Origin of the sequence: Pseudoruegeria sp. HB172150 (assembly GCF_013184805.1) — a bacterium.
Lineage (GTDB): Bacteria > Pseudomonadota > Alphaproteobacteria > Rhodobacterales > Rhodobacteraceae > Psychromarinibacter.
In genome coordinates, this window is sequence record NZ_JAATNG010000002.1 from 61,197 (window position 1) to 86,235 (window position 25,039).

General features: G+C 62.1%; 24 protein-coding genes. 8 read left to right on the forward strand and 16 right to left on the reverse strand.

Annotated elements, in window-relative coordinates; all coding sequences use genetic code 11:
- Positions 1-17: 17 nt before the first annotated feature.
- The 4 genes from HCO70_RS12005 to HCO70_RS12020 form a co-directional block, all read right to left on the reverse strand.
- A complete protein-coding gene (locus HCO70_RS12005; RefSeq protein WP_172296427.1) occupies positions 18-944 on the reverse strand; it encodes a dienelactone hydrolase family protein in 927 nt (308 codons plus the stop codon).
- A 4-nt stretch (positions 945-948) separates the two neighbouring features.
- Positions 949-2,127: a mandelate racemase/muconate lactonizing enzyme family protein gene (locus HCO70_RS12010; RefSeq protein ID WP_172296429.1), complete on the reverse strand. Its 1,179-nt coding sequence runs from the start codon at positions 2,125-2,127 to the stop codon at positions 949-951.
- Positions 2,128-2,263: 136 nt separating this feature from the next.
- A complete protein-coding gene (locus HCO70_RS12015; RefSeq protein ID WP_172296431.1) occupies positions 2,264-3,136 on the reverse strand; it encodes an SMP-30/gluconolactonase/LRE family protein in 873 nt (290 codons plus the stop codon).
- Complete coding sequence (locus HCO70_RS12020; RefSeq protein ID WP_172296433.1) at positions 3,126-3,863, reverse strand: FadR/GntR family transcriptional regulator; 738 nt, start codon at positions 3,861-3,863, stop codon at positions 3,126-3,128. Before HCO70_RS12020 ends, HCO70_RS12015 begins: the two co-directional genes overlap by 11 nt.
- Positions 3,864-4,024: 161 nt before the next feature.
- Here HCO70_RS12020 and HCO70_RS12025 point away from each other — a divergent pair, with 161 nt between their 5' ends.
- The 8 genes from HCO70_RS12025 (at position 4,025) to HCO70_RS12060 (ending at position 14,325) form a co-directional block, all read left to right on the forward strand.
- Entirely contained in the window at positions 4,025-5,956 is a 1,932-nt protein-coding gene (locus tag HCO70_RS12025; protein WP_172296435.1) for an ABC transporter substrate-binding protein, read from the forward strand.
- 66 nt (positions 5,957-6,022) lie between these two features.
- Positions 6,023-7,009: an ABC transporter permease gene (locus HCO70_RS12030; protein ID WP_253913260.1), complete on the forward strand. Its 987-nt coding sequence runs from the start codon at positions 6,023-6,025 to the stop codon at positions 7,007-7,009.
- Entirely contained in the window at positions 7,002-8,165 is a 1,164-nt protein-coding gene (locus HCO70_RS12035; RefSeq protein WP_172296437.1) for an ABC transporter permease, read from the forward strand. Before HCO70_RS12030 ends, HCO70_RS12035 begins: the two co-directional genes overlap by 8 nt.
- A gap of 1 nt (position 8,166) precedes the next feature.
- The gene (locus tag HCO70_RS12040) at positions 8,167-9,849 is read left to right on the forward strand and encodes an ABC transporter ATP-binding protein (protein WP_253913261.1); all 1,683 of its coding nucleotides are present in this window, start codon (positions 8,167-8,169) and stop codon (positions 9,847-9,849) included.
- Entirely contained in the window at positions 9,846-11,048 is a 1,203-nt protein-coding gene (locus tag HCO70_RS12045) for a mandelate racemase/muconate lactonizing enzyme family protein (protein ID WP_172296439.1), read from the forward strand. Before HCO70_RS12040 ends, HCO70_RS12045 begins: the two co-directional genes overlap by 4 nt.
- A complete protein-coding gene (locus HCO70_RS12050) occupies positions 11,045-11,947 on the forward strand; it encodes an alpha/beta hydrolase (RefSeq protein WP_172296441.1) in 903 nt (300 codons plus the stop codon). Before HCO70_RS12045 ends, HCO70_RS12050 begins: the two co-directional genes overlap by 4 nt.
- Before the next feature lie 4 nt (positions 11,948-11,951).
- Entirely contained in the window at positions 11,952-13,103 is a 1,152-nt protein-coding gene (locus HCO70_RS12055; protein ID WP_172296443.1) for an enolase C-terminal domain-like protein, read from the forward strand.
- Positions 13,096-14,325 carry an enolase C-terminal domain-like protein gene (locus tag HCO70_RS12060; RefSeq protein WP_172296444.1) on the forward strand — a complete coding sequence of 410 codons (1,230 nt, stop codon included), beginning with the start codon at positions 13,096-13,098 and terminating at the stop codon, positions 14,323-14,325. The genes HCO70_RS12055 and HCO70_RS12060 overlap by 8 nt, the downstream gene beginning before the upstream one ends.
- 28 nt (positions 14,326-14,353) lie before the next feature.
- On the opposite strand, the gene HCO70_RS12065 is transcribed toward HCO70_RS12060, so the two are convergent.
- The 12 genes from HCO70_RS12065 to HCO70_RS12120 form a co-directional block, all read right to left on the reverse strand.
- Positions 14,354-14,887 carry a prepilin peptidase gene (locus tag HCO70_RS12065; RefSeq protein WP_253913262.1) on the reverse strand — a complete coding sequence of 178 codons (534 nt, stop codon included), beginning with the start codon at positions 14,885-14,887 and terminating at the stop codon, positions 14,354-14,356.
- Between the two features lie 81 nt (positions 14,888-14,968).
- Positions 14,969-15,826, reverse strand: coding sequence for a lipopolysaccharide assembly protein LapB (locus HCO70_RS12070; protein WP_172296447.1), 858 nt, complete (start codon positions 15,824-15,826; stop codon positions 14,969-14,971).
- Between the two features lie 33 nt (positions 15,827-15,859).
- Complete coding sequence (locus HCO70_RS12075) at positions 15,860-16,426, reverse strand: tetratricopeptide repeat protein (RefSeq protein ID WP_172296449.1); 567 nt, start codon at positions 16,424-16,426, stop codon at positions 15,860-15,862.
- 4 nt (positions 16,427-16,430) lie between these two features.
- Positions 16,431-17,411 carry a type II secretion system F family protein gene (locus HCO70_RS12080; protein WP_172296450.1) on the reverse strand — a complete coding sequence of 327 codons (981 nt, stop codon included), beginning with the start codon at positions 17,409-17,411 and terminating at the stop codon, positions 16,431-16,433.
- A gap of 9 nt (positions 17,412-17,420) precedes the next feature.
- Positions 17,421-18,389: a type II secretion system F family protein gene (locus HCO70_RS12085; RefSeq protein WP_172296451.1), complete on the reverse strand. Its 969-nt coding sequence runs from the start codon at positions 18,387-18,389 to the stop codon at positions 17,421-17,423.
- A gap of 5 nt (positions 18,390-18,394) precedes the next feature.
- The gene (locus HCO70_RS12090; protein WP_172296453.1) at positions 18,395-19,834 is read right to left on the reverse strand and encodes an ATPase, T2SS/T4P/T4SS family; all 1,440 of its coding nucleotides are present in this window, start codon (positions 19,832-19,834) and stop codon (positions 18,395-18,397) included.
- Between the two features lie 15 nt (positions 19,835-19,849).
- Positions 19,850-21,100, reverse strand: coding sequence for an AAA family ATPase (locus HCO70_RS12095; protein WP_172296455.1), 1,251 nt, complete (start codon positions 21,098-21,100; stop codon positions 19,850-19,852).
- Positions 21,101-21,308: 208 nt separating this feature from the next.
- Positions 21,309-21,674 carry a hypothetical protein gene (locus HCO70_RS12100; RefSeq protein WP_172296294.1) on the reverse strand — a complete coding sequence of 122 codons (366 nt, stop codon included), beginning with the start codon at positions 21,672-21,674 and terminating at the stop codon, positions 21,309-21,311.
- 5 nt (positions 21,675-21,679) lie between these two features.
- On the reverse strand, positions 21,680-23,092 hold the full coding sequence (locus HCO70_RS12105; protein ID WP_172296456.1) for a type II and III secretion system protein family protein: 1,413 nt from the start codon (positions 23,090-23,092) through the stop codon (positions 21,680-21,682).
- A 204-nt stretch (positions 23,093-23,296) separates the two neighbouring features.
- Positions 23,297-24,142: a Flp pilus assembly protein CpaB gene (gene cpaB / locus HCO70_RS12110; RefSeq protein ID WP_172296458.1), complete on the reverse strand. Its 846-nt coding sequence runs from the start codon at positions 24,140-24,142 to the stop codon at positions 23,297-23,299.
- Between the two features lie 230 nt (positions 24,143-24,372).
- Positions 24,373-24,567: a Flp family type IVb pilin gene (locus HCO70_RS12115; RefSeq protein ID WP_172296459.1), complete on the reverse strand. Its 195-nt coding sequence runs from the start codon at positions 24,565-24,567 to the stop codon at positions 24,373-24,375.
- 215 nt (positions 24,568-24,782) lie between these two features.
- Positions 24,783-24,977 carry a Flp family type IVb pilin gene (locus tag HCO70_RS12120; RefSeq protein WP_172296461.1) on the reverse strand — a complete coding sequence of 65 codons (195 nt, stop codon included), beginning with the start codon at positions 24,975-24,977 and terminating at the stop codon, positions 24,783-24,785.
- Positions 24,978-25,039 lie beyond the last annotated feature (62 nt).

The following is a 25,039-nucleotide window of genomic DNA, read 5'->3' on the forward strand; positions in this document are numbered from 1 at the left end:
ATATCCTCCCAAAGATGTCAGAATGCCGGGTAGCCCGGCGCGGCGGCGCGGGCAAGGAAGTCGAGTACCGCGATCCGCATCGGCGCGGTTTCGCCGTGGCCGGCGTCCGGATCCAGCGCGCATGTCAGCGCGTCGGGATCTGGGCAGTGGGCGTAGGCAGCCTTGACCTTCGCCAGAGCCGCGTCGCGGGCTTCAGCTGGTGTCAGGTGATCCTGCCCGCCATGACAGATCATCTGCGGCCGCGGCGCGATCAGCCCGGCCACGTCTCCCATGTCTGCCAGTTGCAGCAGGCCAGGCACTGTCAGGTAAAAGCCATGCCGCGCGTGGGTATTGGTTTTCGCCAGCTCCGAGATGTCGGCGAGCATGCAGAGATGCGCACAGCCCGCGATGCCGGTCTCAAGCGCCGCCAGCCAGAATGCGTGCGCCGCACCCATCGACAGGCCGAGCGTGAATATGCGCGCGTCGTCGACGTCGGGCCGGTTGGCCAGATAGCTCAGTGCGGTCGAGAGATCGGCCAGCATTGCGCCGAACAGGCTTTTACCCTGCCAGAACATGCCCTTGGCAAGGTCGTTCTCTTCGCCTTCGTCGCGGCGATCGCCGAAGCTGGGCATGTCGATGCACAGTACCGCTAAGCCCGCGGCGGCAAGCGGCGGGCCATAGCCTGGGCTCTGCAGGAAACGGCTGCCCTTCAGCAATTCCTGCCGCCCGAGCCGGTAGTCGCCGCCATGTGCGTGGCAGTAGAGCACCGCCGGATGCGGGCCGACACGCGCCGGGCGGATCAGAGTGCCGGGGATCGGCGTTGGCGTGTCGAGCACGATCTCCTCGACCCAGTGACCGTTTTCGTGGGGAATGGTCGCCACCGTGCGGCCACGGGTCGGCCCCGGCGCCTCGGGCCAGTCCACAAGGCGCATCAGGGCGCGGCGGAGATCTTCCCGGTGCGGCATCTGCCTAGCAGTAGCCTGTTGACCCGTCGGGGCGCATGGGCAGTTTTCGTTCCCAGTGAATGTACCGATCAGTCTTCAGGTAATCCTCGTCGATCTCGACGCCCCAGCCCGGGCGGTCGGGGCGCAACTCGAGGTGGCCGTCGCTCGGAAGGTAGGGGTCCTTGATATAGGCGGCGCTCTCGTCGCTGTCCGAAAGCCCGTGACCCGTATAGGCCGCGCCCATCGGCAGTCGGTATTCCAGGATCTTGAAATTGGCGCAGGCGGCCGAGAAATGCAGGTTCACCGCCGTGGCCAACGGTCCCATCGGGTTGTGCGGCGCGACCGGGACGTAGAACGCCTCGGCCAACGCGGCGATCTTGCGCATCTCGTAGATGCCCCCGACGACGCAGATGTCAGGCTGAACGATATCGGCGCCCCGGCACTGCAGAAGCCGCAGGACTTCCCAGCGGTTGTAGAGGGATTCGCCCGTTGCGAGCGGAACGGAGAGTTTCGCCTTCAGGTCGCCCCAGGCGTCGATGTTCTCCGGCCGCATCGGTTCCTCATAGAACAGCGGGTGAAACGGCGCGAGGGCGTTGCCAAGCTCGGCCGCCTGCCAGGGTTCGAACAGCTTGGCATGGGCGTCGAAGGCGAACTCGGTGCTCGGGCAGAGGTCGTAGAGCTTCTCCAGCCACTCGGTCGTGGTTCGGATGACCGTGCCCCATGGATTGGCATGGATGTCGGTTCGGTAGGGCGAGAGCTTGAAGGCGGTAAAGCCCCAGTTCTCTTTTTTCTCGGCGCAGAAGTCGCGGATGTCCTCGGCCTCGGGTGCCGAATAGACCCCGAGATACACGCGCACACGCTCACGGACCTCACCACCAAGGAGCTTGTAAACAGGCACGCCAAGCGCCTTGGCCGAGATGTCCCACAGCGCGTGGTCGATGGCGGAAATCGCCGCGAGACCGAGCGCGCCGGGCGGAAAACGGGACTGCTGCAGTAACTTCAGGATCAGCGCTTCGACACGGGTCGGGTCCTGTCCTTCGATCTGCAGGTAGAGGTAGTCGAGCAAAGGCGGTAGTGCCCGGTCAGGTCCGTGGTTGTAGCATTCCCCCCAGCCGGTGATGCCCTCGTCGGTATCGATGGCGACTAGAACGCGCGGACGGTCGCGGTCGCAGGACATGAAGGAACGGAGGGCGATGATTTTCATGGACGTGTGCCTTTGGAATGTGGCGGGGACGGCTTGAAACGCAATGAACTCGTGCAGGTGGCGGTTTCGCTGGGGGCTCTGCCCCCGTCGCTTCGCGACTCCCCCGGGATATTTTCGGCCAGAAGAAGCGGCTGTTTCAAGCTTGGAATCTGACCTGTGGAACACCCCGGCAGCCCGTGCCAGTGACGGCAAAGAGGCTGCCCGCCTGCGGCTGGTTCGGGTCGTTTTCCAGTCCGGCGCCAATGGATGTGACGAAGAGGATGTCGAGGTTGGGCCCGCCGAACATCGGTTTGGTGGGCTTCTCGACGGGCATGTCGATTGTCATGTCGACGCGCCCGTCCGGCGTGATGCGGTAGAGCTGCCAGCCGGAGACGCCCGCCTGCCAATAGCAGCCATCGGCGTCGACTGTGCCGCCATCGGGCCGACCGGGAACCGCCCGCGTGTCGAAGAACACGCGCGGCTCCGACGGGGTGCCTGTGTCGGTGTCATAGTCACAGGCCCATATGGTGCGAACGGACGGGTTAGAGTCGGAGAAATACATCGTCCTGCCGTCCGGCGCGAAGGCGAGGCCGTTTGTCGTGAAGATTTCGTCCTTCCAGGGGGTTACCGTCAGGTCCGGGTCGAAGCGGTAAAACCGACCGCACCGTTCGGGGTCGCCGCCATCCTTCATCGTGCCGGCCCAGAACCGGCCCTGCATGTCGGTGGTGCCATCGTTGAAGCGGTTGGCGGGGCGATCCTGTTCCGGATCGGTCAGCTTTTCCTTGGCACCGGTCTCCGGGTCGTAGAACCAGAAGCCGGATTTCGCCGCGACGACGAGACCGCCGGGCTCTCGCACGGCGAGGCAGCCGACTGGCTCGCCGAGGTCATAAGTGGTGTCGACGCCCGAAGCGGTGGTGCGGTGGATCAACCCCGTGGGGATATCAACCCACCACAAGACCTGCGCGCGGTCGTCCCAGACCGCGCCTTCACCGACTTTCGAGCGGCTCGGTACCGCGATTTCAACCTGCATTTCCCGTCCCTCTGAAGATTCTCTGTTCCGACGACTCGACATGGCGTTTCATCGCCTGCCGGGCCCGATCCGGGTCACCGCTGGCAATCGCGTCAACCAGTTTGCGGTGTTCTGCCTGCATGTTCATTTTGGCACTGACATAGCCCTGTGGCGACAGTGAACGTACGAACTGCCCGACGAAGCGCATATGCGGGCGGAGCATGCGGAGGCTCTCGGAAAGAAAGCGGTTTCCGGCAAGCTCTGCCACTGCAGCGTGGAAGCGGATGTCGAGTTCGATGGTGGCCTGTCCGGCCTCGATATCGGCGTCTATGCCGCTGAGATATTCGCGCAATTCGGCGATCTGGGCCGTTGTCGCCGCCGCGGCAGCGCGGGCCGCGGTTTCGCACTCGATGAAACGGCGGAATTCGAAGAAGCCGGCGATATCGTCGATGGATCCGAGCGGGCCATAGCCGGTATCTGGGCCTGAACTGATCGCACTGACGAAGCTTCCCGCGCCCTGGCGCGACACGATCAGCCCGGCCTCTCGCAGGCGCGCCAAAGCCGCTCGTATCACCGGGCGGGAGACGCCGAACTCAGCGGCAAGTTCGTTCTCGGTCGGCAGACGTTCGCCCTGTGCATAGGTGCCGGTCTGAATACGGCCGAGGAGGTCGTGATAGATTCTCTCCTCCAGCCGCAGTCCCGGCGGAGCGGCGGCGCCTTGAACGTCGCTGGTCTTGGCCTGCGTCACGCCAAATCCTCCCTGACACACCAAACCGGAGCTGGCAGGTCCGGTTTGATTTACAACCATATTACATCATCCATTTATTTGTTTGACAAGCAGACAACTGTGATGGCACGGTTTTACCCGGCGGGACCGTCATGAGTCCCGACGAAAGGGAGGACACATCCATGACACTCAACTGGCGCAACCTGCGCCCAATGACCTTTGCCGGAGCGGCACTTGGTGTGATGCTGAGCCCGGTGGCGGCGCTGGCGTTCCAGGAAGCCCCGACGCTGGCCGAGAAGGTGGCCGCCGGCGAGCTTCCCCCCGTGGAAGAGCGGCTGCCCAGCAGCCCGGAAGAGATCACGCCCTATGAATCAGTTGGCACCTATGGCGGCAAGCTGCGCCGCGTACTGGGGGGGTCGAACGACCACAACTCCATCCTGCGCGTGATCAGCCCTCAGGGTCTGACACGGTGGAAGCCGGATTTCTCCGGCGTGATCCCGAACGTAGCTGAAAGCTGGGAGGTGAACGAGGATAGCTCGGAATTCACTTTCCACCTGCGTGAGGGCATGAAGTGGTCGGACGGCGAGCCCTTTACCGCCGATGACATCATGTTCTTCGTCGAGGACCTGCTGCACAACGAGGAATTCTACCCGAACGCGCCGGCGCGCTTCGTGGTAAACGGCGAGACGATGACCGCCGAGAAGATCGACGACTACACAGTGGTTCTGAAATTCGCGGCGCCCTACGGTACCTTCCTGACCGAGCTGGCCACGCCGCTGGCGCAGGAACCGGTTCTCTGGGCCAAGCATTTCTGCTCCCAGTATCACCCGACCTACAACGAAAATGTCCAGGCCGAGGTCGATGCGACCGAGGCGGTCGAGGACTGGCCGGCCCTGTTCCGCCTGAAATGCGGCGAAGTAGAAGCGCCAAACCGCTGGGCGAACGCAGACCGCCCGACGCTGGATCCGTGGGTCGTCGTTGGTGACGGCTATACCGCCGGTTCGACCCAGGTGGTGATGGAACGCAACCCTTACTTCTGGCAGGTCGACACAGAGGGCAACCAGCTGCCCTATATCGACGCATTGGAAATGAACGTGGCTCAGGACAATCAGGCCATCGTTCTTGAGGCGATTGCCGGCAATATTGACATGCAACGCCGCCGCATTTCCGGTCTCGCCAACAAGCCGGTCTTTGCCGAGAACGCCGAGAAGGGCGGGTTTGAGATCCTCGATATGATCAACTCGAACTCGAACACAATGGCGATCCACTTCAATCACACGCACAAAGACCCGGTGATGCGGGAGATGATCCGCAACAAGCTGGTTCGCGAGGCGCTGTCTCTGGCGATGGATCGCGAAGAAATCATCGACATCGTCTATCAAGGCCAGGGTGAGCCTTGGCAGATCGGGCCGCGCCCGGATCATGTGCTGTATAATGAGCAGCTGGGCCGCCAGATGACCGAGTTCGATCCGGACCGCGCCAACGAGTTGCTGGATGAGGCTGGTTTTGCCGAACGTGACGGCGATGGCTATCGCCTGCTTTCGGACGGTCGCCGGTTCGCATTCAATGTTCAGTATACCGGCATTGAGCAGCCGGATTGGGGCGACGCACTGGAGATCATTGCGGAGCAATGGGAAGAGATCGGCGTCGAACTCAACATCAGCTCGGTCGAGCGCTCGATCTACTACTCGCGCGGCGAAGCCAACGAGCATGATTTCATGGTCTGGGGCGCGCCTGGTGGTCTGGACCCGACGCTCAGCCCGCGCGACGTCTTGGCCGTGCATCCGCAGGCCTCCTGGTACGCAATTCCCTGGACCCGCTGGTACCTGTCGGGCGGCGCCGATGGCGAAGAGCCCAGCGAGTCGATGAAAAAGCGGCTTGAGCTCTACGAGGCCTTCAAGGCCGAGGCCGACCAGGAGAAGGCGCTCGATATCTTCCGCGAGATCCACCAGATGGCGGCGGACGAGTTCGAGATCATCGGTGTCTCGCTCGCCCCGAACCTGGTGGGCGTGGTGAAGAAAGGCTTGATGAACGTGCCGGAGGCAATCCCCGCATCGTGGATGTATCCGGATCCGGGCCCGACGCTGCCACAGACATACTACTGGGCACAATAAGTCTGACAAATCCGGGGATCGGCCCGTGCGGGCCGGTCCCCAACAACCCAGGCAAGGCCCTCTCCCATGCTGTTGCGCTATATCCTGAAGCGGATCCTCTGGATGGTCCCGTTTCTCTTCGCGGTGTCCATCGTGGCGTTCCTGCTGATCCAGGCGCCTCCGGGCGACTACCTGACAACCTACATCGCCAAGCTCGGTGAATCGAACGAGGTGCTGGACCAGGCCTCCATAGAGAACCTTCGGGCGCGGTTCGGTTTGGATAGGCCGCTTTACGTCCAGTATTTCAAATGGGTCGCGAACCTGCTGCAGGGCGATTTCGGGATGAGCTTCGAATGGCGCCAGCCGGTCAGCGACCTGATCTGGCAGCGCATGGGCCTGACGGTGATGCTGTCCTTCTCGACGCTGCTGTTCACCTGGGCGGTCGCCTTCCCCATCGGGGTCTACAGCGCGGTGCGCAAATATTCCATCGGCGATTATGTGGCGACGACGCTGGGTTTCATCGGGCTGGCGACGCCGAACTTCCTGCTGGCGTTGATCATGATGTATGTCGGCGTGGTCTATTTCGGCAGCGACGTTGGCGGACTGTTTTCCAACGAATACAAGAACGCGCCATGGTCGCTGGCCAAGTTCTGGGACCTGCTGAAGCACCTGTGGCTTCCCATCGTAGTGCTGGGAACTTCTGCCACCGCCAGCCTGATCCGCATCATGCGGGCGAATCTGCTGGACGAGTTGAACAAGCCCTATGTCGACACCGCACGCGCCAAGGGTCTGTCGGAATTCTGGCTGATCATGAAATACCCGGTGCGCGTGGCGCTTAACCCGTTCGTGTCGACCATCGGCTGGGTGCTGCCCAACCTGGTTTCGGGCGCCGTGGTCACCGCCATCGTTCTGTCGCTGCCCACCGCAGGGCCGCTGATGCTCCAGGCCCTTCTGGCGCAGGACATGTACCTGGCCGGTGCCTTCGTTCTTCTTCTGTCGTCGCTGACCGTGGTCGGGATGCTCCTGTCGGACATCCTTCTGGTCCTGCTCGACCCGCGGGTGAAATATGAGTGATACGACCGATACCAGCCCCGAAGCCGGGCGCGAAGCCGAGATCGCCGCAAGCGTCGGCCACCGCCACGAGGACGTGGCGATTGCCAGCCAGTGGCAGTTGATCTGGTGGGCCTTCCGCCGCCACAAGCTGGCGATGGTGGGATTGTGGGTAATCGGCCTGTTCTATTTGGTCGCCCTGTTCTGCGAGTTCTTCGCGCCGGACGACCCAACCCAGCAGAACCGCCGCGCCGTGTTCCACCCGCCGCAGATGATCCATTTCATCGACAACCGCGAGGACGGCTGGGGCATCCGGCCCTTCGTCTGGGAGATGGACCGGCACCGCGATCCCGACACGCTGGCGATCACATACGAAAAGTCGGGCGAGAAAATCTATCTGCGGTTCTTCGGCCGCGGCGAGGAATACAGGATGTGGGGCCTGTTCGACTGGGACCTCCACTTCCTCGCCACGGTGGAGCCGCGCGATCAATTCTTCCTGTTCGGCGCCGACCGGCTGGGCCGCGACATGTTCAGCCGGGTTATGTACGGAACTCGCGTTTCCATGTCGATCGGCCTGGTCGGCGTGGCCATCGCCATGGTGCTGGGCATCGCGCTGGGCGGGGCGTCGGGTTACTACGGCGGCCGGACGGACGCGATCATCCAGCGGCTGATCGAGTTCGTACTGTCGCTGCCGACGATCCCGATCTGGCTGGCACTGGCGGCTGCTCTGCCGCCGTCCTGGCCGGTCTATCAGCAGTATTTCGTCATCACCCTGATCGTCAGCCTCGTTGGCTGGACCGAACTGGGACGCGTCGTGCGCGGCCGTTTCCTGGCGATGAAGAACGACGATTTCGTCATCGCAGCCCGCCTCGACGGCGCGTCCGAGGGGCGGATCATTTTCCGCCACATGCTGCCATCGCTGACAAGCCACATCATCGCGTCTCTGACGCTGGCGATCCCGCTGATGATCCTGGCGGAAACGGCGTTGTCCTTCCTTGGCCTCGGTCTGCAGCCGCCCGCAATCTCATGGGGCGTGCTGCTGAAGGAAGCGCAGAACATCCGCTCTATCAGCCAGGCGCCCTGGCTCTTCATTCCAGGCGGTTTCGTCGTCGTCGCGGTTCTGGCCTTCAACTTCCTCGGGGACGGGATGCGCGATGCCGCCGACCCGTATGCGCACTGACATGAGCAAGCCTGTTATCTCCATCAAGAACCTGAATGTCGGCTTCAACATCCGGCAGGGCATGCTGGACGTGCTGCACGGAGTCTCGTTCGACTTGCACCGCGGCAAGACCACTTGCGTGGTGGGAGAATCCGGATCCGGAAAATCCGTGACCGCGCGAACGATCCTGAACATGGTGCCGCCGCCGGGCGTCATCAACGGCGGCCGTATCCTGTTCAACCCGGAAGGTCAGGAAACCATCGAACTGACCGCCCTCAACTCACGTGGGAAGGCAATCCGGGCAATCCGCGGCGGTCGCATCGGCATGATCTTTCAAGAGCCGATGTCGTCATTGTCGCCGGTCCACACCATCGGCAGCCAGATCGTCGAGGCGATCCGACTGCACCGTGACGTGCCCAAGAAGGAAGCCAAGGCGATGGCGGTGGACGCGCTGCGCCAGGTCGAAATCCCGAACCCTGAAAAGGCGGTGGACCGCTATGCGTTCGAGTTTTCCGGGGGCATGCGCCAGCGGGCGATGATCGCGATGGCGCTCGCCTGCCGTCCGGAAGTGCTGATCGCGGACGAGCCGACGACGGCGCTGGACGTGACGACGCAGGCCGAGATCCTGGACCTGATGCGCAACCTGCAAGTCGAGATGGGCATGGCGATCATGTTCATCACCCACGACATGGGCGTGGTGGCCGAGATCGCCGATGAGGTGGTCGTCATGGAAAAGGGCCATGTCGTCGAGACCGGCGACGTCAGCCAGGTCTTCAACGCGCCGGAACATCCTTATACCAGGAAACTTCTTGGCGCAGTCAAGCGGCTGGAGGAACCGGCGACGGCCAAGGTCCGCCCCGCGGCGGACGCGCCCGAGATCCTGAAGGTCCGCGACCTGCAGCTGCATTTCGAAAAGCGCGAAGGCTTCATGCAACGGGTCACCGATGTAACCAAGGCGGTGGACGGGATATCCTTTGACCTCCGCAAGGGCGAGGCGCTGGGCATCGTAGGCGAAAGCGGCTCGGGCAAGACGACCGTGGGCCGCTGTATCGCACGGGTCTACGACCCGCAGGCCGGGACCGTGGATTACGAGGGGCTCGACCTCGTTTCCGCCGGCACCGACCAGTTGCGGAAATCGCGGCGGCAGATCCGAATGATCTTTCAGGATCCCTTCGCTTCGCTAAATCCTAGGATGACGGTCAAGCAGATCATCGCCGAACCGCTGATCGTGAACGGCATTGCGTCCGGCAAGGACCTGGACGAGCGGGTGGCGCAGCTTTTGACCGAGGTGGGGCTCGACCCCGGCATGATGGAACGCTATCCGCATGCGTTCTCGGGCGGGCAGCGGCAGCGGATCGTGGTGGCACGGGCCATCGCGCTGGAGCCACGGCTGGTGATCGCAGACGAGCCGACCTCGGCGCTCGACGTGTCTATCCGGACGCAGGTGCTGGACCTGCTGTTGAAGCTGCAGGCGGAGATGGGCTTGTCCTTCATCTTCATCAGCCACGACATGGCGGTGATTCGGTACTTCTGCGACCGGGTGGCGGTGATGTATCGCGGCCAGATCGTCGAGATCGGGGAAACCGAGCAGATCATAACTGACCCGCAGCATCCTTACACAAAGGCGCTGCTGTCCTCGGTTCCGATTGCCGACCCGGCACTGCGCGGCACCCGCCAACGCCATCGCTACGTGGCCGAAGCATGAAGATCACCGGCGTAAACACTTACCTGATGCAGGCCGGCGCACGTCCCGATCTGACGCGGGCGATGGGGGCGGATGCCGATTTCCGGGGTTCGCGGAACTGGCTTTTCGTCGAAATCGAGACGGACGAGGGGATCTCCGGCGTCGGCGAATGCTCTGGCTGGCCGCGCGTTGTCGAGACGGCGATACAGGATCTGGCGACCGTGATGGTGGGCGAGGACCCGTCGCATATCGAGCGGCTGTGGGGCACGCTCTACCGCGCGATGATGGGGCACGGGCTGACCGGAACGGTGGGGTCCGGGGCGCTCAGCGGCATAGAGATGGCGCTGTGGGATATCAAGGGCAAGGCGTTGGGGCAGCCGGTCTGGCAGCTCCTGGGCGGTGCGATCCGCGACCGGATTCCCGTCTATGGCCACGCTCATACGGCGGATGAGGCGCTGGCGCTGATGAACCTGGGCTATTCCGCGCTGAAAACGCCCTTCACCGGCATTGTCGATTTCGACCGCATCGCCATGCTGCGCGATACCGTGGGGCCGGAAATGGATATCGCAGTAGACGCGCACGGTCCGTCCTGGATGACCGCGGCGGATGCGATCCTGGTGGGCCGCGAACTCGAGGCCTTCGACCTCCTGTTCTACGAAGACCCGGTGCCGCCCGAAAACCTCGACATGCTGGCCCGCGTCCGCGACCATGTCGCGGTGCCGCTGGCGGCGGGTGAACGTGTCGGCACGGTCCACGGCTGCCGCCCGTATATCGAGCGCGACCTCGTCGACGTAATCCAGCCGGACACCGGCCGCGGCGGCGGCATCACCCAAATGCGCAAGATTGCCGCGATGGCTGAACCGCACGGCATCATGCTTGCCCCGCATTCCGGCTCGCTCGGTCCCGTGGCCGAGTTCGCGGCGCTGCACATCATGGCGACAGTGCCCAACGCGCTGCTTCTGGAGAGGATCGAGTTCGACTGGCCGGGCCGCTACGACGTGGTCACACCAGTCCTGAAGGTCGAGGAGGGCTACCTGCCGCTGCCCACCGCGCCAGGGCTGGGTGTCGAGCTGGTGAAAGACGAGATCGCCAAATACCCCTCGGTCCGGAACGTCGCAAAGGCGCCGGTCGACAACGGCCGCGCCTATGTGCCCGGAACGGCCGGCGAGGCCGTCCATGTGCAGACCCGGCGCGCCAGGGCAAGGACTCTCCGCAGATGAATGACGCAGCGAACCAGCCCTTCGCGCCCGGCATGACCGAGGTGCTGACAGAGGAGGCGCGGCTTGCCGCGCTGGAAGACCCCGCCGCCACGGCCGCTTTCTGGGGAGAGGGCGCGGCCGAGGTGGCGGGGATCGAAGACATGACCTATCCCGGCGCGGACGGGCAAGCACAAGCGGCGCGGCTCTACCGATCAGGCAAGGAATTCGCTCCGATCCTGCTGTATGTCCACGGCGGCGGCTGGGTCGGAGGAAGCATCGCGCTGAACGATCCCGCCTGCCGGACGCTTGTTGCGGAAAGCGGATGGAACGTCTTTTCCATCTCCTACCGCCTTGCTCCGCGGTACCCCTTTCCGGCCGGGCTGAATGACGTGCAGGCGGCGCTTGGATGGCTGGCGCAGAACGCGAACTCCATGGGTCTGGACGGCGCAAGGATCGCAATCGGAGGCGCTTCTGCCGGGGCAAACCTGTCGATGGCGGCCGCGCTGCTGCAACCGGGCGCCTTCGTCGGCATGCTGCTCTATTACGGCGTCTACGACCGCGATTTCGATAACGAAAGTATGCTCCGCCACGACACCGACCCCGGCATCACCCGCACTCGCGTTCAGGAGATATTTCAACTCTACGCACCCGATGCCGGCACCGATCCGCTGGTCACACCGCTGCATGCAAAAAACCTCTCCGGCTTGCCGCCCGCCTGCCTGATCGCCGCCGAGATCGACGTGCTGAGGTCCGAGAACGAGGCGATGGCCGCGCGCCTGCGCGAGGCCGGCATCAACACCGATTTCCACATCGAGCCCGGGGTCCACCACGGGTTCATCAACCGCGGCCGCCTGCTGCCCACTGCCCGCGCGTGCTTGTCACGCGGGGCGGACTTCCTGAAACGACTGTCCGGGACCTGAACCTATGAAAATTGAAACCGTCGAGGCCGTCACTTTTCGGCATACCACCAATACCGTCCGCGATTCCGATGGGCACGGCCATCCGGGGCCGGTGAGCGACACGAAAAGCTGCCTTTTGGTGATCACCTGCGGTGACGGTTCGCAGGGCCGGGTGATCTGCCGCACCGGAGACGTGCGCGAGGCGTTGCTGGAACGGTTCGTGCGGCCTAACCTGATCGGGCAGGACCCTTTGGCGACGGAACGGCTGTGGTACGCGGTCTACAAGTGGCAGCGCCTGTCGGGCGGCGAGATGACCGACCGCGCGCTTGCGGCGGTGGACCTGGCGCTGTGGGACCTCAAGGGCAAGGTCTGCGGCCAGCCGGTGTGGAAATTGCTGGGCGGCTACCGTCCCAAAATCCTCGCCTACGGCTCCACCATGTGCGGCGACGACCTGGAAGGCGGGCTGGCAACTCCCGAGGATTACGCGCGCTTTGCCGAATGGATGATCGGCCGTGGCTACAAAGCGGTCAAGCTGCACGGCTGGATGCCCCCGGTCCCCGGCGCGCCGGACGTGCGCATGGATTACAGGGCCTGCGCCGCGGTACGAGAGGCGGTTGGCCCGGACATCCCCCTGATGCTCGACCCGCACCACTTTTATTCCCGAACCGACACACTGTGGCTGGCCAACAAGCTGGCCGAGCTGGACTACCGCTGGATGGAGGAGCCGATGGAGGAAGCCTCGATTTCCTCCTTCAAGTGGCTCACCGCCAACACGGATCTCAACATCCTCGGACCCGAGACGATGACCGGCAAGCACTGGACCCGCGCCGAATGGGTCAAGCACGACGCCTGCGATCTCGTGCGCGCAGGCGTCTGGGATGTGGGCGGCATCGGCCCCGCGATGAAGATCGCGAACATGGCGGAAAGCTTCCACATGTCCTGCGAGATGCACGGCACCGGGGCCGGGAACCTTGCCGTCGCGCTGGCGATCCCCAATACCTCGTTCTACGAGCGCGGGCTGATCCATCCGTTCATCGACTATGACGAGCCGAAGGAATACCAGAACCGCATCGACGACGAGATGGACGCCGACGGATACGTCCACGGGCGCGAAGTACCCGGGCTGGGGCAGGACCTGAACATGGATTACATCGAGGCGAACCGCGTCAATGACTGACCTTCGAATTGCCGACGTCCGCGTCACCCCTATCGCCTTCTACGACCCGCCGCTGCTGAACAACGCCGGCTGCCACCAGCCTTTCGCGCTGCGCTCCATCATCGAGGTGGAGACCGAGGATGGCGTCATCGGCTTGGGCGAATCCTACGGGACGAAGGACGTGCTGGCCGGTCTTGCGGCGCTGGCACCCGCGATGCGCGGGCTGGCGGTGACCGACCTCAACGGTCTCTGGTTCCGCACCGCAAAGGCGCTGCCTGACGCGCCCACACGGCTGACCCTGCGCGTCGGCGGCGCCATCGAGGTGGCGATGTGGGACGCTCTGGGCAAGGCGACGAACCAGCGCGTCGTCGACCTGCTCGGCGGGCCGGTGCGCGAGACGGTGCCGTTCTCTGCCTACCTCTTCTACAAGTTCGCCCGCCATGCCGGCGCCAATGAGGACGATCCATGGGGTGAGGTGCTGAGCCCCGAACAACTCGTTGGCGAAGCGCAGCGTATGGTCGACGAATATGGCTTCGACGCGATCAAGCTGAAGGCGGGGGTGCTGGAACCCGAGGCTGAAATCGCCGGGCTGGAAGCCCTGCGCGCCGCCTTTCCCGATGCGCCGCTTAGGATCGACCCGAACGGTGGCTGGCACGTGCACACCACGCTGAACCTGCTCCCGCGGCTTGAAGGTCTGGTCGAGTATCTCGAGGATCCGACCGTCGGCATCGCCGGCAACGCGGTGATCCAGGCGGCGACCGACGTGCCGCTGGCAACAAACATGTATGTGGTGGAACCGTCGCACCTGCCGCCCAACATGGCGCAGGACGCGTTCCGGGTGATCCTGTCGGATCACCATTACTGGGGCGGGTTGAAAGCCTCGCGCGATCTGTCAGAGATCTGCCGGATCTGGGGCCTTGGCCTGTCGATGCACTCGAACTCACATATGGGGATCTCTCTGGCGGCGATGGCCCATCTGGCCGCGGCCACGCCGAACCTGACCTATGATTGCGACACACATTACCCCTGGCAGACCGATGAGGTAATCGAGGGCGGCAAGCTGAAGGTTCAGGGCGGCGCCCTGAAGCTTCCCGAGGGTCCCGGTCTAGGCGTCACGCTCGACCGCGATGCGCTGGCGCGGCTCCACGGGAATTTCCGGGCGCTCGACTATGACGTGCGTGACGACCTGTCCGAAATGCACAAACACTGGCCGGACTGGAAGTACGGACGACCGAAGTTCTAGGAAAGGATCCGGTGATCCGACACCGCCATCATGCAGAACGCTCCAGCAGGCCCAGGACCACTACCCAGATCAGGTAGAAGGCCAGCGACCCACCCAGTGCCAGACCCATGGGAAATCGCTTGTCCTCCCAGGATTTCCATCCTGCGGTTCGGGCGCGCCAGCCAGGCATCGCCCGGAAAACTCGATGGGTGACAAAGGCAGCCAGAAGGACGGCGGCGAACAACAGAAGGAAATTCCGGGCATCGGCCAGGGGAATGAACGGCGCCATCGCGGCGGCGAACTTGGCATCGCCGGCGCCGATCACCCCGCCCATATTGAGCACGAAACCTATCACCAAAACTACGACCAGTTGCAAAAGCCGCCACGGATACTCGGCCAGTGGCACAGCGACCAGGCCCACCACCAGAAACACCAACGCGAGAGCGTAGACCGCTTTGTTCGGGATACGCATGAACTTCATGTCGCTCCAAGCGACCCAGATACAAATCGGTAGGGCGAAAGGCAGAAACCAGAGCGCCTGGTCGAAGGGCAGGGACCAGCGCACCTCGTCGAAGGTCAGCAACATCAGATCAGGATAGAGCCAAACGAGAGGAGAGCACCGCCCAAGCTGGCGGTGCGGAAACGTGTAGGCAGCGTACCCGCATCAGTTGGTCACGTTGGCTTCCAGCGCCTTCAGGGCGCGGGCCGCGGCCTCGAAATGCTGCGGATGGGTGTCGACCGCCTCACGCAGCAGGCCCTTGCCAAGTTCGACATCGCCCTGTTTCACGGCGCTAAGGCCCAACGTGTGCAAAAGCTGCGCACGCTCGACCTGGGTCATCGGCACTACCGGCAATTCGTATTTGCGTTGCGCGCCGCGCGCCAGAGTCAGGTTGTTCTTGGCGGTGAACAGGTTCGGATCGTAGGTGATCGCTTGGGTAAACATGCGTTCAGCCTCGGCGTAGTCGCCGCGGGTCAGCTTTGAGTAGCCCCAGTTGTTGTAAACGCTCGACGGCGTGGTCGTCAGCCCGACCGCCACTTCGTAGAAGGCATCGGCGCGCTTCCATTCCTGGTTGGCATCGGCAACCATCGCTTCAAGGCGGTAGCGCTTGTAAGTCTCGTAAGTCGGCGGGATCGAGTCGAGCGTGGCCTTGGCACCTTGCCAGTCCTCGTTACGGATCTGTGCGTCGGCAAATTCGACCTTGTCGGCGTTACCCGATTCCGGGTGTTCGACGACTTCTCTCCAGGCCACCAGCCCTTCGGCCGGACGCTTAGCCCGGATCAGGGATTTTGCCAGACCGCGGCGGAAATCGATGCGGTTGGGTTCGTCCTGAAGCGACCGCCTGAAATAGGTCACCCCCTCGTTCGGGTCAGCGACTGTCAGCATGATGTCGTTGAGATTGCTTTCGTCAATGACGTTCACATTGTCGAACGCGCGTTCCACGTCTGCGTTGCTTTGCTTGTCGCCACAGGCAGACAGCAAAGCGGTGCTGCTGATGCAGAGCACCCCAACAAATTGGCGCATTTGGTGCGTCCCTATACTGCTCGTGTCGTCGCCTTATGGTGTCTCGAGCAGGCGGTACTCACCGCTTCCCCGCCGAACCAGGGCGAACTTGAAGTTATTGTCCTGATCATAACCGGGATTTTCCAATTTTGCGAGGGCTAAGCGCAGATTCTGTCGGATCTCTTCACTTTCGCCATTATCGAGCGCGTATGCGGTATGAAAGACACGCTCCGCCTCGCCGAACTGACCAAGCTCCATCAGCACAACGCCCAGGTTGTTCCAGGCGGGGACGAAGGTTTCGTCCTCCTCAACTGCACGCCGCAGATTGTCTTCGGCCTGGTGCAGGCGACCGAGCTTGAGATTTGCGGACCCGACGGCAGAAAGCACATCGACGGTTAGACCCAGATCCGCCGCGGCGCGGTAATAGGCTTTCAGTGCCAATTCGTACTCGCCCGACTCCATCAATCGGTGTCCGACCGTCAGCCCGTCGACATAGTCGCGTGAACTGTCGACGCCGGTGGGTGCAAAAAGCCCGTCCTCGGAATTGCGAAGACCGCCCGTTCCGGAACAGGCGGTCAATGTTGCGGCGACCAGGATTGCGCCCGGCCAGCAATGTCGCATGAAATCAGAACCCTGTGCTCTGCCCGCTCAGTGTCTGGGCGATACGATAAACCGACGGCCCCACCAGGATCACCAGAAGCGGCGGCACCGTAAGCATCATAGTGGCAAGGGTCATCTTCGTGGGCAAGGTGTTTGCCTTTTCCTCTGCCCGCATCACCCGCTTGTCGCGCATTTCCGCCGAGAACACCCGTAGCGCTTCCGCGATCGAAGTGCCGAAGCTGGCGGACTGGATCAGCACCGTGACGAACGAGGCGACGTCCGGCACGCCGCAGCGTTCCGACATATCGCGCAAGACAGAGACGCGGTCTTTACCGGCCTTCATCTCCTGACTAACGGTGTCGAACTCGTCAGCAAGTGCCGGAAAACCGGAGCGGATTTCCTTGGCCACCCGCAGGATTGCCTGGTCGAGCGACTGACCGGCCTCGACGCAGACCAGCATCATGTCGAGCGAGTCCGGGAAGCCATTGATGATTTCCTCTTGGCGGGCCTGCTGGCGGCGGGTGACCCAGTACTTAGGCGCCATGTAGCCGACGGCCCCGGGGATCACGATAGACAGGATCATCTGCTGAGCGCTCGGGTCCTGGGTCACCTGCAGAAGCAGGGCGTAGAGGACGCCAAGGATCAAGCCGCCCGCACCAAGTGCGAACTGCGCGAAGTGGAATGTGCGGACTGCGTTCTTCGATCGATATCCGGCCTGCAGAAGCTTGAGTTGGATCGCCGAGTATTCCTCGGCATTCTTAGGCTCCAGGAAGTCGGCGTATTTCTCCAGCTTGTCCTTTTTGGACGCAGTGCGGAGACGCGCTTCCTTGCCTTCCTTGTCCTTTGGCGGATGAGCTTCTGCCCGTAGCCGGTCCAGCGGGTCCTTCTGCTTTTTCAGAAGCATAGGCAATGTGGCCAGTACCAGCAGCAGGCCAAGAGCACCCACCAGCAGCAGCGGGCCCATCGGTCCGAACATCTCGGTCAGCATGTCCATCAAAGCAGTCATAGCGGGATCCTATACCTTGATGTTAACGAGCATCTTCATGACGAAGAGGTTCGCGATAAGGAAGCCGGCGACGACAAGACAGGCCGGAACGAAAACGGCAGTGCCCATGACGTCGTCGTAATAATTGGGCTGGGCGACGTTGATGCCAATCAGGGCCAGAAGCGGGAAGCCGGACAGGAATTTGCCGGACCACTTCGCCTCTGCGGTGATCGCGTTCACGCGACGGAACAGTTTGAAGCGGGAGCGGATCACCTTTGCAAGGCCGTCGAGGATCTCGGCAAGGTTGCCGCCCGAGGTCTGCTGGATGGTCACGGCCACAGCGAGGAAGCGCATGTCCTGCATGTCCAGTCGTTCGGCCATCGCCTTCAGCGCTTCGCCCACGTCACGTCCATAGGCGGCCTCGTCTGCGATCATCCCCATCTCAGTGCCCAGCGGATCGGGAACCTCCTTGGCGACGATGTTCAGCGCGGCGCTGAACGGGTGGCCGACGCGCAGGCTGCGCACCATCAGTTCCACCGCATCGGGAAGCTGCTCTTCGATCATCTTCATCCGCTGCGTGGCTTTCTTGTTGATCCACACATAGACCGCGCCGATACCCATCGCGATGGACACGCCGATGCGGATCTGGATCGACGCGCCGGTGCCGATCGTCAGGCCCATGAAGGACACGGCGCAGAGCACGCCCATGACCATGATCAGCTGTACAGGCGAGAAGGCGATATTGGCCTTCTGCGCCTTGTCGGCGAGGATTGCGTAAAGCGGGATCGAGCGCGACTTCAGGTGTTGCGACATCTCCTTGCGGAGTTGTTCGAGCACCTGTTCGCGGCCGACGCCCTTCTCGAGCATCTCCATACGCCGGTTCAGACGGTTGTTCAGGCTGATCGACTTGCCGAAGGCGGTCAGATAGATGCCTTCGACCAGGACCAGAACGGCCACGAAAATCAGGCCGTAGATAATCGGTTCTATGGGGATGGACATGTCGGTTAAATCCCTACCGAAGGCTCGAAGATTGCCGGTGGCAGGTCATAACCCCACTGCCGGAACCGTTCGGAAAAATGCGAGCGCACTCCTGTCGCGGTGAACTCGCCGAGAATCTTGCCGTCGGGTTGAAGCCCAAGGCGCTGATAACGAAAGACTTCCTGCATCGAGATGACTTCGCCTTCCATGCCTGTCACCTCAGTGATCGAGACCATGCGGCGGGAACCGTCCTGCAGACGGCTGGCCTGCACGATGAGGTTCACAGCCGAAGCGATCTGCGAACGCACCGCTTTCAGCGGCATCTCGATCCCTGCCATTGCGATCATGTTTTCCAGACGCGAAACACCGTCGCGGGCAGAGTTGGCGTGGATCGTGGTCATCGAGCCGTCGTGGCCGGTGTTCATGGCCTGCAGCATGTCGATGACTTCCTCGCCGCGAGTCTCGCCGACGATGATGCGGTCGGGGCGCATCCGCAGGGCGTTCCGCAGACAGTCTCGCTGGGTGACGGCACCCTTGCCTTCGACGTTGGGCGGACGGCTTTCCATCCGGCCCACATGGGTCTGTTGCAGCTGAAGTTCCGCGGTGTCCTCGATGGTCAGGATCCGCTCGGAGTTATCGATGAAGGATGACAGCGCGTTGAGCGTGGTCGTCTTACCGGAACCGGTACCACCCGAAACGATCACATTCAGTCGGCAAGCGACTGCCGCTTCCAGGTACATCGCCATGTCTTCGGAAAAGGCGTTGAACGCGACCAGGTCGCGAATGGCCAGCTTTTCCTTCTTGAACTTACGAATCGAGACCAGAGAACCGTCCACCGCGATCGGTGGGACCATGGCGTTGAAACGCGAGCCATCCGCAAGACGGGCGTCGACATAGGGGTTCGATTCATCGACGCGCCGGCCCACGGCGGACACGATCTTGTCGATGATCCGCAGAAGATGCCGTTCGTCCTTGAAGGTGATGTCGGTAAGCTCGAGCTTGCCGTCACGCTCGACGAAGATCTGCTGCGGTCCGTTGACCAGAATATCGTTGACGCCATCGTCTTTCAGAAGCGTCTCAAGCGGACCGAGGCCGGTCACTTCGTTGTAGAGGTCCTGGAAAAGGGTAGAGCGTTCTTCCTTGTTCAGAACGACGGCCAGTTCTTCCAGAGCCTCGGTCGAGATCGCTGCGATCTCCTGGCGCAGGTCGCTTTCGCTCGCATGCTCCAAGGCGGACAGGTTCAGGTTGTCGAGCAGCCGCTTGTGCAACTCGACCTTGATCTCGGCAATTCGCTCTTTGCGCTTACGCTCTTTGTCGACCGGCGCTGGTTGCGCCGGCGCCGGCTTGGCGGCGGATTTGGGCGCTGGTTTCGCCGTGGCCTTGGGCGCTGAAGCCGGGGCCGGGGTGGCATTTGCCTTTACGGGCTTGGCTGTATCCGTGCCCTTCTTGTTGTAACGCGCGAACACTTATAGGGTCCTCACTTAATCGGCTTCGACCGCGGCCTGATCCACATTGTGCTGGTGGATCGACAACGCGAGTTTCTGGATTTCCTTGCGCAGCGGGTTCTTCGCTGCGCTTTCCGCGAGCGGCATGCCGTGATCGCAGGACTGAAGGACCTGCTTGCCGCCGTCGGGCATCATGATCTCGATCTCGATGTCCAGGCTCTCGGCCATCCGCTTGACGCGGCTCTTGCCGGACATGTCGGTGAACTTCGGCGAGCGATTCAGGACGTAACGCATTTTCTCGTGCGGCAGATCTTCGGACTTCAGTGCCCGAACCATGCGCAGTGTGTTCTGCGCAGACCGCATGTCGAGCTCCAGCATCGCAAGATAGACGTGGCTCTCGCCCAGCACGGTCTCGGTCCAGTTCACAACCGTGGTCGGCATGTCGACAACGACATAGTCGAAATGGCTTGTCGCGATGTCGAGCAGCTTGCCGACATCGTCAGGCGTGATGAAGTCCAGCGGCAGAATGTCCGAGGGCGCCGTCAACACGTGCAGCTTCTCGTTATGGGTCACGAGCGACTGCATGAAGGCTTCGTTGTCCATAGAGCCGATGTCAGACAGCAGTTCATAGACCGCTTCGCGCCGCGGAAGGTCGAGATAAGTCGACACCGAGCCGAACTGGAGGTCGAGATCAAGGATCAGGACTCGCGGGCTTTTCTTCTTGTCCGAGTTGATCAGTTCCCAGGCGATGTTTGTCGCAAGCGTAGTGGCGCCGACACCGCCGGCCAGGCCGTGGACGGTGACGATCACGCCGTTGCGATTTGTCCGCGATGGATGCGCTAGATTGGTGTTGGCATTCGCCATCTCCGCGGCCATCCCGGCCTGGCGGATCCGCTCGATCGCGTCGTGCAGCGTACCTTCCGGAAGCGGGTAGGGGCAGAATTCGCGCGCGCCGAGCTTCAGAAGCTGGTGTAATGCGATCGGGCTGACGTTCTCGGCAATAAGGACGACCTTGAGGCCATTCGAGTTTGCGGTCTCGATCAGGTCGGCGACGACCGCGAGATTCGCCTCGTCTTCCTCGTCGATCGCGATCGCGACGAATTCCAAGTACTTCGCTTCGGGCTGCGTGAAGAATACGCGGGCGTCCTCGAAGGAGAGATCACCCCAGGCCTCACCCAGTTCAGCTTCCATGTCCTCGATCAGGAGATCGAACTTTTGAACATCGCGTGCCACGGTACACGCTAGAATTGGCGCTGAATCCGCTTGCAAGGCCGCGTTAGAACTCATCTTCCAATTTCCCTTCGTTCTCCGGTGCCGACCATCCCGCTTTGTAGCGCGTCTTGGCTGGTCCCGGATCCCGGCCTGCGGGGCCGGGTACACTGCTCTACGCTGGAGTTGTGCTGGGGAAAGTGGGCGAGATTACGGCCAAAAAATCGTCTTTATTCGGTAAATTCGAACGAAAGCGGTCTTTTGGCCGTCATTGTCGCTGTTGTTATCATTCGTTGCCGGTGGTTTCGGCATTCGTCGGAAGTTCGGTCGCGCTGGCGACGTACTCGTTGAAGATCACCGTCGCGTACTTACCGTTCAGATATCCACCGCAATGCACGCGCGCGACGTAGGGGGCAGGGGCCCCTTTCGGTGAGGCGGAGACTTCCGGTTCATAGAGGATTTGGCCCTTCGGAATGTAGGAATTACACTTTTGCGCCAATTGGTTACGCATCGTTGCATTTCCGAAGGTTCCGTCATCGATGAAGGCGCCCGCCTCCTGTGTCCAGCTTGAAAAGATTGTCCGGTCGCCACAGGCAGCAAGAGCCAGCAGGGATGAGACGACAAGCAGGGTCTTGGTAGGATGTGCAGCCATCTTGCTCACTCCATCACGTAGCCGTAAGAGCCATTGAAGTCCTGTTGAGCGACTTCACCAGCGGGCCCCGAGGCGGGATTCCTGTTGTTGCCGACGGTCTTGCCGAACAGAAACAGTTCGGATTCGGTCGGCGGACGGACACGATCGGTCGGCAGCGCCAGCGCGGCGCCTGTTGTGGGCGACACAAGGTGCGGGGTGACGATGATCACCAGTTCGCTCTGCGAACGCTGATAGCTGGACGAACGGAACAGCGAGCCAAGAACCGGGATGTCGCCCAGCCAGGGCACCTGGCCGTTCAGGTCTTCGAAGTCGTCCTGAAGGAGGCCTGCGATGGCAAAGCTCTCGCCGTCGCGCATCTCGACAGTGGTCTGGGTCTCGCGCCGGCGGAACGCGCTCACCGCGATGCCTCCCTGCTCGAAGCTGGTCGAGGGGTCGATGCCCGAGACAGACGCCGTCAGTTGAAGGTTGATCCGGTTGCTGTCGACCACGCGGGGCGTGAACGCCATTTCCACACCGAAGGGCTTGTACTCGATGGTGATGCCGCCGTCGCCGTCGGCCACCGGGATCGGATACTCGCCGCCGGCAAGGAACGTTGCCTGCTGGCCCGACAGGGCGGTCAGGTTCGGTTCCGCAAGGGTGCGGACCATCCCTTTACTTTCCAGAGCTTCCAGCAGGACGCCGAACTCGAAGGCGCCGGCTGAGAAGCCAAGTGCCAGGACGCCTTCGGAGCCCGCCGTGGTGGTAATCGGGAAGGAACCCAGGGCGTTATCGCCATCGAGCCAGGTTCCGGTCTCGGATTCGACGCCGACATCGGCACCGCCGCCCGAGATGGCAAGCGAGGACGACAGGCTTTTCGAAACCGAACGTTCCATTTCCGCGAAGCGGACCTTCAGCATCACCTGCTGAGTGCCGCCGACCACCATCAGGTTCGAGACCCGGTCAGGGGCGTACCGGTTGGCCAGATCAAGCGCGCGGTCGAGCCGTTCGATGTTAGAGACGACGCCCGAAAGTACGATGCCATCATTGGCCGTCCGGACTTCGATCTGTTCGCCAGGCAGGATTTGCTGCAGGCGTTCCTTGAACTCGGCCACGTCCGGCGCGACCTGCACCTCGACGTTCGCGATCAACTGACCCTCGACACCGAGAAGTGTTAGCGTCGTCCGGCCCGGCGTCTTGCCGAGGACATAGATCGTGCGATCAGACAAAGTGGAAATGTCAGCAATAGCCGGGTTGGCAATGCTGAGCTCAGCGAACGGGCTGTCACTTTCGACGACGACCGCCCGGTTCATCGGAACGCTTAGACTGCCCGACGCAGCGCCGCGCAGCACGCGCAGATTCTGCGCCGATACTTCTGGGGCGGATGCGCCCATGACGGACAAGCCGATCAGGGCTGCCCCGAATAGTTTCGCAATGTGCATGTGACCTGCCTCTAGGTTCACGGTGGCCCGGTCTAAGTCGCCGGTTTGGAGGAACCTTGGCCTAAAATGCGAATCCGATCAATAATCAAGTATTTGGAGAAGTTTCCTTATGTGGAGATCGGGCAACAGGGTGGCAATTCGAAGGTAAGAATTGGAAAGGGCCCCGCAATGCGGAGCCCTGCAAATTGTATTAATTGTGTAATTTCAGTTCGTGCAGGGAATCGGCGTCTCGATGATTTCGCCGCCCCGGCGGGTCCGGATGGTGCAGACTTTCGGCGCTTCGACCTCGGCCACTTCTGGCTCCGGCTCCGGAACGATTTCTTCAATTCCCAGCAGCCGATTTTGGTCAATCTCCACTTCGTTCTCGACGATCTCGTCGTCGGTGGCGCCAAGCAGCGAAAGCGACAGGCGCCCCGTGCTCTGGGCCTGCGCCAGCGCCGCCACTTCAAGCGGCGAGGCTTCCACGGTAACCGTACGCGCGATCGTCGGCGCTGCGCGGTCGCCGTCAGCGGTCTGGTCAATTGCAACAAGTTTGATTCCAGGCATGATCAGCTTGGTCACGTCCCCGCCACGGCGACCCGGAGGCGTGCCGGTCCAGTAAACGTCGACGCGGTCACCCGGACGCAGGAAGCCGGACACACCGGAAGAGACATCGACCCGAATCGCGAAGGCGCGCATACCCTTGGTCAGTCGGGTGCTCACCCCGGCGTCCTCGCCGGGCTCGGTGATCTTCACTACGAGAAGCGGTTCGTCCTTTTCGATGGTCCGCAGCGCGGTCCGCAATTCGCGTTCGCCTTCCGGAAAGACAGCCTCAAGGTTCGGGAAGGCGCCGGAGGGGATGTGGTCGGCAGGCCACTTGATGATTTGCACGTCTTCCTTGCGGATCGGACGTCCATAGGTGAGCTGCTTGTTGGCGACAACGACATCGACCGTCGGCACGATTTTGTCACGCGCGGCGCGTTCGCTTTCCAGGAAATCCTTGGCCATGTACACGGCAAAGCTGGCCAGGCCGAGCCCAGCAATCAGCACAAGTCCGAAAATCATTCGCATAACACGTCCTCTTTCAGTGTGGCGGCGGGGCGCGAAGGCGTCTTTTATCCCATTCGGGGATTCACCCGTTCATGTGACAATGCCGGTAGATTGCGGCAAAACCGTGCACGACGCTGGGCGGCCATATGGTTTTTTCCACGAAGCGCCTACAGTTCTACAGACTTTGACGGCAATGGGTCACCAATCGCAGGGTGTCGTCGGGTTGGCGGCGAAGTGGGCGCTTGCCTGGTTTAGTAGGTGGTCTTGATACCCTGCTCCGACATGACCGACCCGATCGTGTCGGCATAATCGGAAGTTGCACCGCCGACAGTGCTCAGCACCGCGATGCCCAGACCGACGATGGCCGCCGTCAGAACGACCCAGTCGACGGTCACGGCACCATCGTCATCGTTGTCGAAGCGTTTGATCAGCGTGAAAAGTTTCATTGTATGTTCCGTCATTTGCTCGAAGGTTTGCCTCCGCCCGATTTTAGCTCGTGCGGTTGGCAAAGGTGTTAAGGCTGCAAATGCGGCGGGATTTGGGCGAAGTCGTCAATAATGGCTTTTCTGTGTGACGACTTGTGTTGCGCTGGCAACAATCGCTCCAAACAAAAAGAACCACGCCCCCGAAGGGGCGCGGTCCTGATAGATCTGCCAGACGATTAGTAGGTCGTCTTGACGCCTTGCTCCGACAGTACCGAGCCGATCGTCTCGGAGTAGTCGGCGGTCGCACCACCCACGGTGGTCAGGACGGCGATGCCCAGGCCAACGATAGCAGCGGTCAGGACGACCCAGTCGACGGTCACGGCGCCGTCTTCGTCACGCTCGAAGCGTTTGATCAGGTTGAACAGTTTCATGTCTTTCTCCATCGGTAAATACGCGCTCATATTGGTTGCCACCACAAGCGCTGGGGAATGCC

Excerpts from the sequence above, each read along its gene's own strand:
- HCO70_RS12005 (WP_172296427.1), bottom strand. The coding sequence starts at position 944 with ATGCCGCACCGGGAAGATCTCCGCCGCGCCCTGATGCGCCTTGTGGAC.
- HCO70_RS12010 (WP_172296429.1), bottom strand. The coding sequence starts at position 2,127 with ATGAAAATCATCGCCCTCCGTTCCTTCATGTCCTGCGACCGCGACCGT.
- HCO70_RS12015 (WP_172296431.1), bottom strand. The coding sequence starts at position 3,136 with ATGCAGGTTGAAATCGCGGTACCGAGCCGCTCGAAAGTCGGTGAAGGC.
- HCO70_RS12025 (WP_172296435.1), top strand. The coding sequence starts at position 4,025 with ATGACACTCAACTGGCGCAACCTGCGCCCAATGACCTTTGCCGGAGCG.
- HCO70_RS12030 (WP_253913260.1), top strand. The coding sequence starts at position 6,023 with ATGCTGTTGCGCTATATCCTGAAGCGGATCCTCTGGATGGTCCCGTTT.
- HCO70_RS12035 (WP_172296437.1), top strand. The coding sequence starts at position 7,002 with ATGAGTGATACGACCGATACCAGCCCCGAAGCCGGGCGCGAAGCCGAG.
- HCO70_RS12040 (WP_253913261.1), top strand. The coding sequence starts at position 8,167 with ATGAGCAAGCCTGTTATCTCCATCAAGAACCTGAATGTCGGCTTCAAC.
- HCO70_RS12045 (WP_172296439.1), top strand. The coding sequence starts at position 9,846 with ATGAAGATCACCGGCGTAAACACTTACCTGATGCAGGCCGGCGCACGT.
- HCO70_RS12050 (WP_172296441.1), top strand. The coding sequence starts at position 11,045 with ATGAATGACGCAGCGAACCAGCCCTTCGCGCCCGGCATGACCGAGGTG.
- HCO70_RS12055 (WP_172296443.1), top strand. The coding sequence starts at position 11,952 with ATGAAAATTGAAACCGTCGAGGCCGTCACTTTTCGGCATACCACCAAT.
- HCO70_RS12060 (WP_172296444.1), top strand. The coding sequence starts at position 13,096 with ATGACTGACCTTCGAATTGCCGACGTCCGCGTCACCCCTATCGCCTTC.
- HCO70_RS12070 (WP_172296447.1), bottom strand. The coding sequence starts at position 15,826 with ATGCGCCAATTTGTTGGGGTGCTCTGCATCAGCAGCACCGCTTTGCTG.
- HCO70_RS12075 (WP_172296449.1), bottom strand. The coding sequence starts at position 16,426 with ATGCGACATTGCTGGCCGGGCGCAATCCTGGTCGCCGCAACATTGACC.
- HCO70_RS12080 (WP_172296450.1), bottom strand. The coding sequence starts at position 17,411 with ATGACTGCTTTGATGGACATGCTGACCGAGATGTTCGGACCGATGGGC.
- HCO70_RS12085 (WP_172296451.1), bottom strand. The coding sequence starts at position 18,389 with ATGTCCATCCCCATAGAACCGATTATCTACGGCCTGATTTTCGTGGCC.
- HCO70_RS12095 (WP_172296455.1), bottom strand. The coding sequence starts at position 21,100 with ATGAGTTCTAACGCGGCCTTGCAAGCGGATTCAGCGCCAATTCTAGCG.
- HCO70_RS12100 (WP_172296294.1), bottom strand. The coding sequence starts at position 21,674 with ATGGCTGCACATCCTACCAAGACCCTGCTTGTCGTCTCATCCCTGCTG.
- HCO70_RS12105 (WP_172296456.1), bottom strand. The coding sequence starts at position 23,092 with ATGCACATTGCGAAACTATTCGGGGCAGCCCTGATCGGCTTGTCCGTC.
- cpaB (WP_172296458.1), bottom strand. The coding sequence starts at position 24,142 with ATGCGAATGATTTTCGGACTTGTGCTGATTGCTGGGCTCGGCCTGGCC.
- HCO70_RS12115 (WP_172296459.1), bottom strand. The coding sequence starts at position 24,567 with ATGAAACTTTTCACGCTGATCAAACGCTTCGACAACGATGACGATGGT.
- HCO70_RS12120 (WP_172296461.1), bottom strand. The coding sequence starts at position 24,977 with ATGAAACTGTTCAACCTGATCAAACGCTTCGAGCGTGACGAAGACGGC.